At 33.6% G+C, this 13248-nt stretch carries 14 protein-coding genes; 4 read left to right on the top strand and 10 right to left on the bottom strand.

Annotation, left to right across the window (positions count from 1 at the left end):
- The first annotated feature begins 8 nt into the window (after nucleotides 1-8).
- Entirely contained in the window at nucleotides 9-1346 is a 1338-nt protein-coding gene (locus NYG92_RS03650) for an SH3 domain-containing C40 family peptidase (RefSeq protein ID WP_027304144.1), read from the top strand.
- Here NYG92_RS03650 and NYG92_RS03645 read toward each other — a convergent pair.
- Nucleotides 1321-2184, bottom strand: a complete 864-nt coding sequence (locus NYG92_RS03645) for a D-amino acid aminotransferase (RefSeq protein WP_289233559.1) — start codon at nucleotides 2182-2184, stop codon at nucleotides 1321-1323. The genes NYG92_RS03650 and NYG92_RS03645 overlap by 26 nt on opposite strands.
- 75 nt (nucleotides 2185-2259) lie before the next feature.
- Here NYG92_RS03645 and NYG92_RS03640 point away from each other — a divergent pair, with 75 nt between their 5' ends.
- Complete coding sequence (locus tag NYG92_RS03640; protein WP_289233558.1) at nucleotides 2260-2757, top strand: hypothetical protein; 498 nt, start codon at nucleotides 2260-2262, stop codon at nucleotides 2755-2757.
- On the opposite strand, the gene NYG92_RS03635 is transcribed toward NYG92_RS03640, so the two are convergent.
- Both NYG92_RS03635 and rsmH read right to left on the bottom strand, forming a co-directional pair.
- Nucleotides 2745-3632 (bottom strand): hypothetical protein, encoded by an 888-nt coding sequence (locus tag NYG92_RS03635; RefSeq protein ID WP_270966015.1) that lies wholly within the window; start codon nucleotides 3630-3632, stop codon nucleotides 2745-2747. The two genes, NYG92_RS03640 and NYG92_RS03635, sit on opposite strands and share 13 nt — an antisense overlap.
- A gap of 6 nt (nucleotides 3633-3638) precedes the next feature.
- Entirely contained in the window at nucleotides 3639-4553 is a 915-nt protein-coding gene (gene rsmH, locus NYG92_RS03630; protein ID WP_289233557.1) for a 16S rRNA (cytosine(1402)-N(4))-methyltransferase RsmH, read from the bottom strand.
- 243 nt (nucleotides 4554-4796) lie between these two features.
- Here rsmH and NYG92_RS03625 point away from each other — a divergent pair, with 243 nt between their 5' ends.
- Nucleotides 4797-6302 carry a peptidylprolyl isomerase gene (locus tag NYG92_RS03625; RefSeq protein ID WP_270976993.1) on the top strand — a complete coding sequence of 502 codons (1506 nt, stop codon included), beginning with the start codon at nucleotides 4797-4799 and terminating at the stop codon, nucleotides 6300-6302.
- A 10-nt stretch (nucleotides 6303-6312) separates the two neighbouring features.
- A complete protein-coding gene (gene ftsA / locus NYG92_RS03620) occupies nucleotides 6313-7692 on the top strand; it encodes a cell division protein FtsA (RefSeq protein ID WP_214141179.1) in 1380 nt (459 codons plus the stop codon).
- 27 nt (nucleotides 7693-7719) lie between these two features.
- On the opposite strand, the gene lysA is transcribed toward ftsA, so the two are convergent.
- Genes lysA through NYG92_RS03585 form a run of 7 tightly spaced genes read right to left on the bottom strand, consistent with a single transcriptional unit; the run spans nucleotide 7720 to nucleotide 13245 of the window.
- Nucleotides 7720-8928 carry a diaminopimelate decarboxylase gene (gene lysA, locus NYG92_RS03615; RefSeq protein ID WP_289233556.1) on the bottom strand — a complete coding sequence of 403 codons (1209 nt, stop codon included), beginning with the start codon at nucleotides 8926-8928 and terminating at the stop codon, nucleotides 7720-7722.
- Nucleotides 8929-8938: 10 nt separating this feature from the next.
- Nucleotides 8939-9991: an LptF/LptG family permease gene (locus NYG92_RS03610; protein ID WP_270976997.1), complete on the bottom strand. Its 1053-nt coding sequence runs from the start codon at nucleotides 9989-9991 to the stop codon at nucleotides 8939-8941.
- A gap of 2 nt (nucleotides 9992-9993) precedes the next feature.
- The gene (pth, locus tag NYG92_RS03605; protein WP_289233555.1) at nucleotides 9994-10539 is read right to left on the bottom strand and encodes an aminoacyl-tRNA hydrolase; all 546 of its coding nucleotides are present in this window, start codon (nucleotides 10537-10539) and stop codon (nucleotides 9994-9996) included.
- Nucleotides 10536-11072 carry a 50S ribosomal protein L25/general stress protein Ctc gene (locus tag NYG92_RS03600; RefSeq protein WP_289233554.1) on the bottom strand — a complete coding sequence of 179 codons (537 nt, stop codon included), beginning with the start codon at nucleotides 11070-11072 and terminating at the stop codon, nucleotides 10536-10538. Before NYG92_RS03600 ends, pth begins: the two co-directional genes overlap by 4 nt.
- A gap of 57 nt (nucleotides 11073-11129) precedes the next feature.
- Nucleotides 11130-12101 carry a transaldolase gene (locus NYG92_RS03595; RefSeq protein ID WP_289233553.1) on the bottom strand — a complete coding sequence of 324 codons (972 nt, stop codon included), beginning with the start codon at nucleotides 12099-12101 and terminating at the stop codon, nucleotides 11130-11132.
- Nucleotides 12101-12724: a phosphoserine phosphatase SerB gene (gene serB / locus NYG92_RS03590; RefSeq protein WP_289233552.1), complete on the bottom strand. Its 624-nt coding sequence runs from the start codon at nucleotides 12722-12724 to the stop codon at nucleotides 12101-12103. Before serB ends, NYG92_RS03595 begins: the two co-directional genes overlap by 1 nt.
- Nucleotides 12724-13245, bottom strand: coding sequence for a chemotaxis protein CheW (locus tag NYG92_RS03585; RefSeq protein ID WP_270977006.1), 522 nt, complete (start codon nucleotides 13243-13245; stop codon nucleotides 12724-12726). The genes serB and NYG92_RS03585 overlap by 1 nt, the downstream gene beginning before the upstream one ends.
- Between the last annotated feature and the right edge of the window lie 3 nt (nucleotides 13246-13248).

The following is a 13248-nucleotide window of genomic DNA, read 5'->3' as shown; positions in this document are numbered from 1 at the left end:
GGTTTATTATGCGTTATATTTTGTGTTTTGTAGCTTTTTTATTTATGGCTTGCTCCACTCACAAAGCTCCTCAAAAACCTTTAGAAAATCAAAGCTTACAAAAAGTCAATTCCCCTTATGCTACCCTAGAATTTGAACAAAATTTAAGTATGCTTCCTGCTCTAAATAGCACCATAAAAACTAATCCGCAAAAATTCAAAACAGCCTTTTTTGCCCCTTGGCATAGTCATTTTAAACAATTTAAAAATACGAATTTATTTTGGTCTTTTAGCGGATATAAAAGCGGAAATTATTATTTTTTCAATAAACAAAAAATCCCCCTTTCGTGGTTCAACACTCAAATCAAAAATGCCAACATCAAAGCCCTAAATTCACTCAATCAAAAAGCCCTAGTCGTGCAAAATAGCATTTTAAAAAATTTCCCCACTCAAAAAGCGATTTTGAAAAATCCTTTTTTACAAGGGGAGGGAATTCCCTTTGATTATGCAAGCGATTCTGTTTTAAATGCTGGAAGTGCCGTTTTGATCTCGCATTTGAGTTTAGATAAACGCTATGCTTTTGTGATGAGTGAAAGTGGCTTTGGCTTTGTGGAGAGAAAAAATTTAGAACTTTTTGACGATAGAAGAGCTAAAATTTATGAAAAACTCAATTTCATCACCCCACTTAAAGAAAAAATGCCTATTTTAGATGAAAGAGGACAATTCTTTTTTGAAACGAGAATGGGAGCATTGTATCCTTATTACAAAAGCGATGCGACACATTATTATGGAAAAATAGGCGCTAGAAAATATAAAATCGCCAAAAAAATCGCTTCGCCCTTTCCGTTAAAATTAAATGAAGTCAATTTAAAAAACCAAGTCGCCGAGCTTTTGGCTTTACCTTATGGCTGGGGTGGGTATGATTATGAGCGTGATTGCTCCTTATTTTTAAGAGATATTTTCGCGGCTTTTGGAATTTATTTACCGCGAAATTCTTTAGCTCAAAATAAAAGCTTTAAAAATTTCGATATTAGTTTTTTAAGCAATGAAGAAAAAAAGGCGGTTTTAAAACGCTTCGCAAAGCCTTATGCAACGCTTCTTTATATGAGAGGACACATTATGCTTTATGCAGGAGAAATCGACCATAAAAGCGTAGCATTACATAGCATTTGGGGCTTGCGTTTAGATGAAAAGCAAAGACTTTTAATAGGACAAAGCGTCTTCACAAGCCTAGAAATAGGCAAAAATCAAATTCCAAAAGAAAATTTACTCCTTAGCAAACTCTCACACCTTAGCTTTTTAGAACTTAGCGACTATGAAGCTTTAGAGCTTAGTGATTATCTTACTGGGCTAAAGCCTCCTTTGTGATTTTTTCGATATATTTAGCTCTAAGTTTTGGGACATATTTGCCCACCTTTCCACCATTTATAAGCTTTCCATCCGCTTTTACCACGCTAAGAAGCAAAAGTGTGGCTGCTGAGATAAAGACCTCATCAGCCTCATAGACCTCTTGCATACTAAAGGCTCTTTGTTCGATTTTTAAGCCAAGCTCTTTAGCAAATTTAAGGATATTTTGCCTTCTAATCCCCGGCAAAATAGCGTTTGAAAAAGGTTTAGTAATGAGAGTTTGATCTTTAATGATAAAAGCAGAAGCACTTGAAGCCTCATTAACCTTACCATCTTCTATCATAAAAGCCTCAAATGCCCCAGCCTCAACGGCTTGTTCTTTAGCATAGCACTGTGCTAAAAGGGATATGGCTTTTATATCACGCCTCTTCCAACGCAAATCAGGCACACTAATCACACTCACCCCCTCTTCAAATTCGCTCTTTAAAACACTGCACTCAAAAGCAAAAGCCATAATAGTAGGCTTAAGATTTTTCACAAAGCTAAATTCCCTAGACGCCACGCCTCTGGTTATTTGCATATAAACTCCGCCTTCTTTTAAGGAATTTTTAGCAATCAAATCTTTTAAAATATCTTCAAATTCCTCTTTTTTGTAAGGCAAACTAAGCTTAATCGCCCCCAAGCTTCTCTCAAATCTCTGCCAAAATTCCTCCTTATCGACCATTTTAGAAAAAACAACAGGCACAACTTCATAAATCCCATCGCCAAAAATAAAACCCCTATCAAAAATGCTAATTTTAGCCTGATCTTTGTGTAAAAATTCTCCATTTAAAAAAACAAATTCTTTTTCTCGCATCATTCAAAGCCTTTTTTGCTAAATTATACTCCAAATTTATGCTAAAATACGCCAAATTTAAATCAAAAAGAAGCAAAAATGAAAAAATTTAAAAATTTTAGTCTCAATTTTCTTTTTAAAATTTCTAAACATCCTGTGCTTTTGAGAGATTTACTAGAAGCAAATGTTTTATTTAATGAAGGTATGCTTATAGACCCTGCCAAACTCAATTTTAAAATTAAAACACTCAATGCTTATTTTTATTATGGAATTTTATGCCTTGTGATTTTACTGCCTCTACTTGTAATAACGCACTATTTTTTCACGCTTTTAGACTTTCATATCAGCATCATTAGTGCGGTTTTGGTTACCGCTTTTGTATTTATAGGTTTTGATATTTTTAAGCTTTACGCAAGGAAAATCATATCAAAAAAGCTTATCTTAAAAGCGTGGCAAAATCACTTCCCCTGCTTTAGCTATGAAAAATATTCCAAAATCGTAGAAGAAATTTACAAACAAGCCCTAGAAGAAGAAGTCTCTAAAAACGCCCTTGAGCAATATGTGCTTGAAAAAATCGTCCATTATCACTCTAAATAATCTAAAATTTGATTTTGAAAACGCCGATTTTCCAAGCGTCTTTTAAGCTCTTTATTTTCTTCATTTAACACACTTTCTTCTGCTTTTAATGTAGCGATTTCCCTGCTTAAATAATAAATTTGATTGCGTATATAAATTTGCGGAACAAACAAAAATAAAGCAAAACTTAAAAATAAACTCGCAAAAAGCAAATGATTTGCATTTAAATTTCTCTCCTCTTTTGTAGCCTTGCTAAAGCCTTCAAGTAGAGTATCTTTAGCCTCTATGCTTTCATTTTGTGGCTCTTTTAAAGGCTCTGTTTGTGGCTGAAAGGTTTCAATATCTAAGGGCTTTTTTTCCTCTTTAATTTCTAGCTTTTTGGGAGGATTTTCTTTTTCAAGTGGTATTTTTGACTGGGGCTTTTTGTCTTTAAGGAGAGGATTTTGACTTGAATTTAAAGTGGAAGTTTTTGTGGTAACAACTTGCTCTAAAGGCTTTTTTTTAAGCTCTTTCTCCGCTTTTTTAAATTTTTTAAAATTAAAAATAAGGCTTTTCTTTTTTTCGGACTTTTCTTTTTTACTTTCATTTTTTTGCTTCTTTTTTTGCTTAAAATAGACAAAAAATCGCGAGCTTAAAGGCTGTTTTTCCTCTAATCTTACATTAATTAAGTCTTCTTTAAGATAGATATTTGATTTTTTCGATGAATTTGTCTCAAACAATTCATCATCAAATAAATTTTGACGCTTATTTTTCACACGCCTTCTTAAAATATCATCACTAGAAATTTCTTTTTTAAGCTCCTCATCCATAGGAATTCCCCGAGTCATAGCTCGTGAATATTTAAGCATTTTTTGGCGTATATTTTGCTTTTCTTTTAAAAAATCTTCCTCTAGCATCCTAACTCACTTAAAATAAAAGGCTCGCATTTTTGCACAAGATGAACGCGGATTAGCTTTTATCTCCTCTTTATCTGGCATAATGGGCTTTTTGCTTAAAATTTCGCCTAAATTATGATTTGCCCCGCACTCGCAACGAATCGCCCTTTCATCACAAATACAAGCTTTAGCCCATTTTTTAAAATAATTTTTTACTATCCTATCCTCTAAAGAATGAAAGCAAATTATAGCTAAAATACAATCTCTCAAATGTGCTTTTTCAAGCTTTTGTAAAAAAAGTTCCAAAACTTCAAGCTCTTTATTAACCTCTATTCTTAAAGCTTGAAAGGCTAAAATCGCACGAGAAATTTTTCGATTTTTAAGCCTTGTTTCACCTAAAATTTCACAAAGCTCCTTAGCACTTATAATTTGCTTTTTTACCCTAGCCTTAATGATTTTCTCCGCTAAAAAAGCTCCATCTTTTAGCTCTCCATAAATCTTAAAAATATTTGCAAGTTTTTCTTTTGAGTAGGTGTTAATCACATCAAAAGCACTTAAAGATTGGCTTTTATCCATTCTCATATCTAAAAAATTTGAACGCAATGAAAAGCCTCTTTCATCTTTATCTAAATGCAAAGAAGAAACACCTATGTCCGCTAAAATTCCTCTTAAATTTTTCAAATCAATCCGCTCTAAAATTTGCGAAAAATTTGAGTGATACAACTTTATTCTCGCGTCAAATTCTCTTAAACGCTCTTTAGAAAATTGTAATGCCTCCTCATCTTGATCGCAGGCGATTAAATGCAAATTAGGATGCATTTTAAGCAAATTTTCACTATGACCACCATAACCCAAAGTGCAGTCTAAAAAAAGTCCTTCATTGAGCTTTTCAAAAAGATGATTAACTTCTTTGGGTAAAACGGGAATATGTGGAATTTGCAAATTTTATCCTTAAGGTTTTTTGCCCTAATTTTAATATTCTATTCAAAATAAAATCTTAATTGCAAGCAAAAATTTAACAAAAAACTAAAAGCTTTTTAATTGATTTTTCTTAAAAATTCTCTCAATTATGCTTTAAATTCAATTTTAAATATTTAAAAAAAATACCAAAATATTCTACAATTAAAGCCTATTTAAAACTTAACTTGATAGAATAAAGGTTTTAAAAAAATGATAAGGAAAAATATGCTTACTTGGATGCAACACCATAAAAAGTATTTAGTCGTAACGATATGGATTAGCGTTATTGCCTTTGTTGGAGCAGGTGTTGTGGGCTGGGGGGCTTATGATTATAATCAAAATAGAAATAGTTCCGTTGCTATCGTAGGTAATGAAAAAATCTCTTTTGTGGAATTTAATCTAAGATATAATCAAATTTATGGCTACTACAATCAAATCAGCAATGGTGCCTTAAGTGAAGAAAATGCAGAAAAATTAGGTCTTAAAGATATAGCCCTTAATTCGCTTATCGAAGATAAACTTTTACTTAATTTTGCAAAAAATTTGGGACTTTGGGCTAATGAAAATGAAGTGATACAAGAGCTTTCTGCGGCAGAGGAATTTCAAAATGTCAATGGAATTTTTGATAAAAATATTTACTACGCCATTTTAAAGCAAAATAATATACTTTCCAAAAATTATGAGCAGATTTTAGGTGATAGAATTATTCTTAATAAACTTAATAAAATTTTTGAATTCCCTGCTAAGGAAAATGAATTGCAAATGTTAGCGGCAAGTTATTTTATGCAAGATGCCCTAGAAATTGCTAAAATCACTTTTGATAAAAAAGACTTAGTTGTCGATGAAAACGCTCTTAAACAACTTTGGGAAGCACACAAAAACGACTTTAAAACACAAAAAAGTTACGAGCTTTCTAGCTACTTCATCGAAGCGAAAAAGTCAAATTTTTCCCAAGATGAGCTTAGAGCTTTTTACCAAAATGAAAACAATAAATTTAAATATAAAGCCCAAGATGGTAAAATTTTAGACTTTGAATTAGCTAAAGAAATGGTCATAAAAGATCTTAGCCTTGAAAAGACAAAAAATTTAGCTAATGAAAAATTTGTCGCTTTAAGAAATCAAAAAGATGATTTTCAAAAAGATTTTAACATTAGCGAAGATGATCAAAATTACCCTCTCGAACTCTTAGCAAAAGCTAAAAATAAGGATATTTTAAAGCCTATCATTTGGCAAAAATGTGAAAATAAAATTTGCAAAGATGGCTTTATAATCTTGCGTTTAAATCAAACAAATCCTGTGCGTGTTAAAAATTTCGAAGAAGCAAGAGCGGAAGTTTTGCCGATGTATTATAGTGAAGTAGCGCAAAAAGCCCTTGAAGAAAAAGCGCAAAAAGCCCTACCGACTTTTAAAGGTATAGAATTAGAATTTGTCGATAGAAATTCCATCAAAGACGCCAAAAAAGTTAGTGATGAAATTTTAAATAATGCTGAATTTAGCTTTTTCCTCTCGCAGGTTTTTAACACAGACCAAAATAGCTCTTATGTTTTAATCAATGACTCAAAAACTATACTTTATCGTATTAAAAAGCAAAAATTAAATCCAAACAAGCAAGATTTTAATCAATATCAAACTATGCTAGAATCGAGTCTAAAAACTCTTAAAAGCAGTGAAATAAAACAGGAGCTTTTAGAAGAATTGAAAAAAACATATAAGATTAAAATTTATCACTAAAAGGAAAATTGTGAATATACTAGGAATCGACTTAGGCTCAACGCAAACTTGTGCTATTATCGCTCAAAAAGATGAAGATGGACTAAAAATCATAGGCTTTGCCAAAACAAAAACAAGCGGAGTTAAAAAGGGTGCCATTACAAATATAGAGCTTGCCTCTAAATCCATAGAAGAAGCGGTTAGCAGTGCTGAAATGATGAGTGGGGTGCATTATGATAAGGTTGTTGTGTCCATTTCTGGTGCTTATACTAAGAGTGTAGATAGTGTAGGCGTTGTCAATATCCCTAACCACGAAATAGGCATTAAAGAAATTCATAGAGCCGTTAGCACAGCAAAGCACACCGCGAATTTACCGAGTGGATATGAGATTATCCATGTTTTACCTTATAATTTTAAGGTCAATGACTTAGAGCATATTGACGACCCTTTGGGAATGAGTGGGAACCGTCTTGAAGTCTCAACACACATTGTCATTTCACAAGAATCGCACATTAAAAATTTAAAAAAAGCCGTAGAATTAGCCGATTTACGCGTGGATAATATTGTCCTTTCTGGCTATGCTTCTTCCATAGCTTGTTTAGATGATAGCGAAAAAGAGTTGGGGGCTGTTTTGATTGATATGGGGGGAGCGATTTGTGATATTGTAATGCATATGGGAAATTCAATTCGCTACAATGATTGCTTACAAATCGGCTCAATTAATATTACTCAAGATTTATCTATGGCTTTGCATACCCCACTAAAAGAAGCGGAAAAAGTTAAGCTTAATTATGCTGCCTTTTCTATGCAGCCTAATACCCTCATACAAATTCCAAATATAGGCGATGAAAAGAAATTTACCGAATACTCGCCTGATGTTATTTCTAATATAATTTATGCAAGAGTAGAAGAAACCTTAATGATTTTAGCTAAAATTTTAAGTGATAATCGCCATGCTAATAGCGTAGGTGGAGGCGTTGTGCTAACGGGAGGTATGACAAAACTTGCAGGACTTGATGAGTTAGCATCTACCATTTTTGATAATAAATCCGTTCGCTTTGCAAGTGCTAGAAAAGATTTAATTAGTGGCTTTAGTGAGATCTTTAGCGATCCAGAAAATACTTGTGCAATAGGTCTTTGTCTCTATGGTGCTGGACATTTCACGCCTTATGAACTAGACTCTAATGAAAAATTAAGATATAAGGGTGAAATTGAAAATTTCAATCGTCAAATCAAGCAAGATTTAACTCCTCAAAAAGAAGAAGAGGAAATTCAAAATGAAATTTTTAATGAAGATTTGCAAGAAAACGACACAATAAGCATACAAGAGCAGTTAAATTTTAAAGAGCGAAAAGAAAAAAAGCCAAGTGTCTTTAGTAATATTTGGCATAAAATTATGAATCAATTCTAAAATCAATTTATAGCTTCACCCAAGAAGCTATAAATTTTCTAAAAATTCTTCTTCTAAGGCAATTAAATCTTCAAATTTTTCTCTTTTACGCACCATTTTAACAGCTCCATTTTCCAAAGCAAGCTCACAAATTCTAGGACGGGTATTATAATTACTACTCATACTAAAGCCATACGCCCCAGCTTCTTTAATCAAAACGATATCCCCGCTCTTACTTTTTGCAAGCCTACGATCTTGAGCAAAAAAATCCCCACTTTCACAAATTCCCCCAACAACATCACAAGGGCTTACCTCTCCTTTTGTGTAAGGTAAAACAATCTCGTGGTAAGCATCATACAAACTTGGGCGAATCAAATCGTTCATCGCCGCATCAACAATCATAAAGCGTTTTTTAGGCGTTATCTTTTCATACAAAACACTACACACAAGCACTCCACTTTGTGCTACCAAAAAGCGTCCCGGCTCTAAGCCTATTGTTACATCAAGTCCGCTCAAATTTGCCAAAATTCCTTGTGCATAATGATACAAACAAGGCTCTTCTTCCCCCTCATAGCCTACACCTAATCCCCCACCCACATCAAAGAATTTAAGCTCGATTTTCAAAGCCTTCAGTTCTCTTAATAATTTTGCCACAATCAAAGCTGCATCGTGGATAGGGCTAATGTCAAGTAATTGTGAGCCTATATGAAAATGCACCCCCACAGGCTCTAAAAATTCGCTTTTTGCAGCATATAAATACATCTTTCTCGCCACTTCAAGCTCTACACCAAATTTATTTTCATTAAGCCCTGTGGAGATGTAAGGATGCGTTTTGGCATCGACATTAGGATTGACTCTTATGGAAATTCTAGCCTTTAAATCAAGTCTTTTCGCTACATTTTCTAAAAGTAGCATTTCTTCTTCACTTTCTAAATTAATATACAAAATATCAAATTTTAAAGCCTGCTCTAGCTCTTCTTCGCTTTTTCCAACTCCACTAAATATGATTTTATAGGGTTTTACTCCTACCCTCAACGCTCTTTTAACCTCACCTATGCTAACACAATCAAAGCCGCTATCAAGTCTTGCTAACATTTGCAATAAGCTTAAATTTGAATTTGCCTTCATAGCATAAAAAATTTGAGATTTCCTTGCCTTAAAGGCGTTTTTAAGCTGCAAAAAACGACTTTTTATCAAATCAAAATCATAAAGATAAAAAGGGGTTTTAAATTCTTCTTTTAATTTTATATAATCCACAAATCTCTCCTTAACACTTTTTATATGATATAAATAAGGCAAAAAAAGCCAAAAGTAAATTCGGTAAAATAATGCCAAATTCTCCACTTATAACGCCATTTTCACTCAGTCTTAAAAATACAAATAATCCTCCCCAAACCACCAAAGTAACTACAAAGGCTACAAAGGCTACAAAGGCTAAATTAAAAAAACGCGCAATCACTGGAAAATAATAATACATTATAAGCATCAAAAAGGGTGCAAAAAAGGGTGCAAAAATGAGCTTGTATAGAGTGATTTTTACATTTCTTGTATTAAGCCCTTGAGAGTCAAACAAAATCAAACTTTGATAAGCATCATATATGGAATATTCCTTGCCACTTGCCACACTTTTAGCAAGCTTTGGTTTAAAACCCTCCAGTGTCTCTAAATTAGCAAAATGCTCACTCTTATAGCCATTTTCCCCTAAAGCAAATTCTTTCGGTATGTAAGTGATATTTCCCTCCTCTAAAAGCCAAGAATTTTCATTAAATAAAGCACGCTTTGCTTGAATCAAATGGCTCAAATTTCCATCCTTTAAAGAAAAAATTTTAAGCTCCTTAGCCAACCATTCATCTAAGCTTTTGACATAAACAAATTCTTCATTAAATTTCAAAAAAATATCACTACTTTTTTTGTTTAAAACACCATTTTTAAGTATGCTTCTTTTATATTCATTTGCATACGCAAAAGATGTAAAATTCAGTCCAACATAAATAAAACAAAATAATAAAGCCCACAAAAAAGGATAAATAATAACCCTATTTTTACTAAGTCCTAAAGCATAGAGGCTAACAAATTCATTATTTCTTATCATAGTTAAAAAAGATAAAACGAGTGCAAATATCAAAGAAATGGGTAAAATATAAGTAATAGCACTAAAACCAACAAATAAAACATAAAGTAAAATTAAATTTGCAGATGCGGGTAAATCTTTAAAATTTAAAAGCAAATCTATACCGCAATAAAATCCAACCAAGGCAAAAAATAAAATGAAAAAATTTTTAAGATAAATGGAAGAAATAAAATGAAAAAATATGCTCATTATCAAGTCCTAAAGCTATAAAGTGAAGAAATTTTTGACAAATCATCGCCTTGCATAAGCTCAAGCAAAGCCTCCTTAGCCCTTGATAAAATCGTATCTAAAACCGCACTCTCCTCGCTTGTAAATTGACCTAAAACATGCGATATAGTATCTTTACCTCTTCCTACACCTATACGCACTCTTTCATAATTATTTCCACACAAATGATCTATGCTTTTAAGTCCATTATGTCCGCCACTAGAACCTCCCTTTTTAAAACGCAAAGTTCCCAAATTTAAGTCTATATCATCGTGAATGACAATCAAACGCTCACATTTGTAAAAATCACAAACAGCCTTAACGCTAATCCCGGAATGATTCATATAAGTATGAGGTTTAAGAAGTAGGGAGGAGTCTATCTTATAAAGCTCCCCCTTAAATTTCGAGTGAGATAAAATCTTAGCTTGGTTTTCCTCACTCAAAATCATATCGATAAGCATAAAGCCTACATTATGACGGGTATTTTCATACTCTCGCCCTATATTTCCAAGTCCTACGACTAAGGTCATCGTGCTTTTTCTACGCCGACAACCGCCACCCTATCTGCTTCAATAATGCTCACTCCCTGTGGCACAACAATGTCTTTAACAAGCAAAGCATCGCCAACATCAAGCTTACTGACATCAAGCTCAAAGAAATTTGGTAAATTTTCAGCCGCACATTTGACCTTTAAGCGTCTTTTAGACTGGATTAAAACGCCCTTATTTTTAAGACCTATAGCAGTGCCGACAACTTTCACTGGCACCATATATTTAGAAACTACACCCTTTTGTGCGACCTTTAAATCCACATGTTTTAAATCACTTGTAACAGGGTCCTTTTGATAATCCACCACCACAACACTCAAAATCTTAGCACCAACTTTAACATCAAAAATAAGAGTGGTCTTTTTACGCACCTCTTTAATAAAATCATTCACCTTAAAAGCTGCGTGGATGTTCTCCAAACCCTTTCCATAGATGTTTGCAATTAGATAACCATCTCTTTTTAAAGCCTTAGCCGCTTTTCTACCGATACTCTCTCTAATAATACCTTCTAACATCTCTTTCCTTTCTAAAAAAATAAAGCGAAATTATAGCTTAAAATCATTTAAAAACGCTTAATTTGATAATTTTGCCAACAAATCATCAAATTCAAAACAAAAATTCTTCAAAGCTCCGTCAATTAAATAGCTGCAAGTTTCATCTAAAAGTTCTTTGGAGACTAGTTTGTCAAGTCTTTTTTGAAGCTCTTCATCGCTTAAAGTTTGCTTAAATTCACACTCTCCATTAAAAGCCCTAATAGCATCCAAAGGAGCAGTATTTAAGGCTTTATCTAAATAAAGCTCTCTAATATAATAATCTTTCGCCAAATCATCGCCTTTTACACCCGTGCTGGCAAATAAGGCACGGATATTTGGCTCATTTTGTGCCATAATGTAATTGTAGGCTAATTTCGCATTTAAAACGCCGATTTGATTTGGCTCATTTACTCTTTCATTTAAAATTCTATCCAAACGACTGACAAAAACGCTAATCACAGCTTGCGGCTCTTTCGCCTTAGAATAAATTTGCATCTTGCGAAAAGCTTTCAAGCCCTCATTTAAAGCTTCAAAACATTTTTTATTTTGCTCTCCAGAAAAAACAAGAGTTGCATTGACACTAATACCACTTTTCATCAATTCATACATAACCTCATAAGAAGCCTTAGTGGCTGGAATTTTCATCATAATATTTTGTCGCCCCATAGCACTATGCAATCTTTTTGCCTCACCTATGCTAAGACTAGCATTATCGTAAATTCTAGGATCGATCTCAAGGCTAATAAAGCCATCATCTCCTCTTTCAAATTTATAAGCAAGTCTATCTGCCGCCTTACAAATGTCGCTCATTGCTATATTTTCATAAATTTCCTTAGGCTTTTTTCCTTTTAAATTTGCAATTTTATTTTTATAAGCTGGAGTTAAAATCACATTTTTTAAAATAAGAGGGTTTGAAGTCGCACCATTAATTTTAGAGTGCAACAACTCGACAAATTCATTATCCAAAAAATTATCCTCAACAAAATCACACCATAAAGAAAATTGTTTCATCACATTACCTTTATAATTTCTCTCAAATCTTTCACATCAATACACACACTAGCATTTGCCCTTAGAATTTCCTTAGCACAAAAAGCGATTTTAAAGCCACTATGCTCAAACATCGCCAAGTCATTTGCTCCATCTCCAACGCACATCACTTCTTCTTGACTTAAATTTAAAAATTGCTTAAGTCTTTCTAGCATTAAACCTTTGGAATTTGAAAACATCATCTCTCCACCCACAAGTCCTGTGAGTTTGCCGTCCTTGTGGTGTAGGTAGTTTGCAAAGCCTAGGTCAAATTTAAGCCTTTCCATAGTCGCATCGATGCCCTCATGAAAGCCGCCGCTGAAAACCACGATGGAGATGTTTTTGGACTTTAAAAATTCAATGAGTTCAAAAGAGCCGGGCATAAGGGGTAAATTCGCGCTGATGGCTAAAACCTCCTCGCAGGGCATGCCCTTGAGTAAGGCCACCCTTTGATGCAAACTTTCGAAAAAATCAAGCTCTCCGTTCATAGCTTTTTGGGTGATGATCTTTACCTCATCACCCACGCCATAAGCATTTGCTAAAATATCTATGGTTTCTCCATCCATCAAAGTGGAATCAAAGTCAAAAACGCAGAGTTTTATCATTAAAATTCACGCTTTAATAGGGCTTCAACCTTTAAAATCGTAAGGATATTTTCATCTCTCTTTCCTATACCATAGATCATACCCTTTTCCTTAGCTAAAGTTTCAGGTGGCGGATCGATTTTGTTCCTATGAATTTTAATCGCTTCTGTAAGTCTATCAATAACAAAGCCAGCATTACTACTAACCCCACTGCCATTTATATCACCACGAAGCACGATATAACGCGTTTGTGGGGTCATTTTAGAACTCCCCAAATTAAAACGCTGGGCAAGGTCGATAAGTGGCATTACATTACCCCTCATATTAAATACGCCCAAAACATAATCAGGCACACTAGGCACCCTAGTAAATTCTATAGGCTTAATAATTTCTTGGATATTTAAAATGGGAATAGCATATTCCTCATCTCCAACCACAAAACCAACAAGTTGGACAATATCATCTTCTTTTCTAGTCTCATCACGATCGACCATTTGAGATTGTTGTCTTTGTAAGACCTGATTTAATTTTTCATTACTCATCAT

The organism is Campylobacter felis, from assembly GCF_030250085.1.
Taxonomy (GTDB): domain Bacteria; phylum Campylobacterota; class Campylobacteria; order Campylobacterales; family Campylobacteraceae; genus Campylobacter_D; species Campylobacter_D upsaliensis.
This window is presented reverse-complemented; position numbering and strand designations above follow the sequence as displayed.

Bases quoted from the DNA above. Each gene is read 5' to 3' on its own strand.
- NYG92_RS03650 (WP_027304144.1), top strand. From the start codon at position 9: ATGCGTTATATTTTGTGTTTTGTAGCTTTTTTATTTATGGCTTGCTCC.
- NYG92_RS03585 (WP_270977006.1), bottom strand. From the start codon at position 13,245: ATGAGTAATGAAAAATTAAATCAGGTCTTACAAAGACAACAATCTCAA.
- pth (WP_289233555.1), bottom strand. From the start codon at position 10,539: ATGACCTTAGTCGTAGGACTTGGAAATATAGGGCGAGAGTATGAAAAT.
- NYG92_RS03625 (WP_270976993.1), top strand. From the start codon at position 4,797: ATGCTTACTTGGATGCAACACCATAAAAAGTATTTAGTCGTAACGATA.
- NYG92_RS03610 (WP_270976997.1), bottom strand. From the start codon at position 9,991: ATGAGCATATTTTTTCATTTTATTTCTTCCATTTATCTTAAAAATTTT.
- serB (WP_289233552.1), bottom strand. From the start codon at position 12,724: ATGATAAAACTCTGCGTTTTTGACTTTGATTCCACTTTGATGGATGGA.
- NYG92_RS03595 (WP_289233553.1), bottom strand. From the start codon at position 12,101: ATGAAACAATTTTCTTTATGGTGTGATTTTGTTGAGGATAATTTTTTG.
- NYG92_RS03645 (WP_289233559.1), bottom strand. From the start codon at position 2,184: ATGATGCGAGAAAAAGAATTTGTTTTTTTAAATGGAGAATTTTTACAC.
- NYG92_RS03640 (WP_289233558.1), top strand. From the start codon at position 2,260: ATGAAAAAATTTAAAAATTTTAGTCTCAATTTTCTTTTTAAAATTTCT.
- NYG92_RS03635 (WP_270966015.1), bottom strand. From the start codon at position 3,632: ATGCTAGAGGAAGATTTTTTAAAAGAAAAGCAAAATATACGCCAAAAA.
- NYG92_RS03600 (WP_289233554.1), bottom strand. From the start codon at position 11,072: ATGTTAGAAGGTATTATTAGAGAGAGTATCGGTAGAAAAGCGGCTAAG.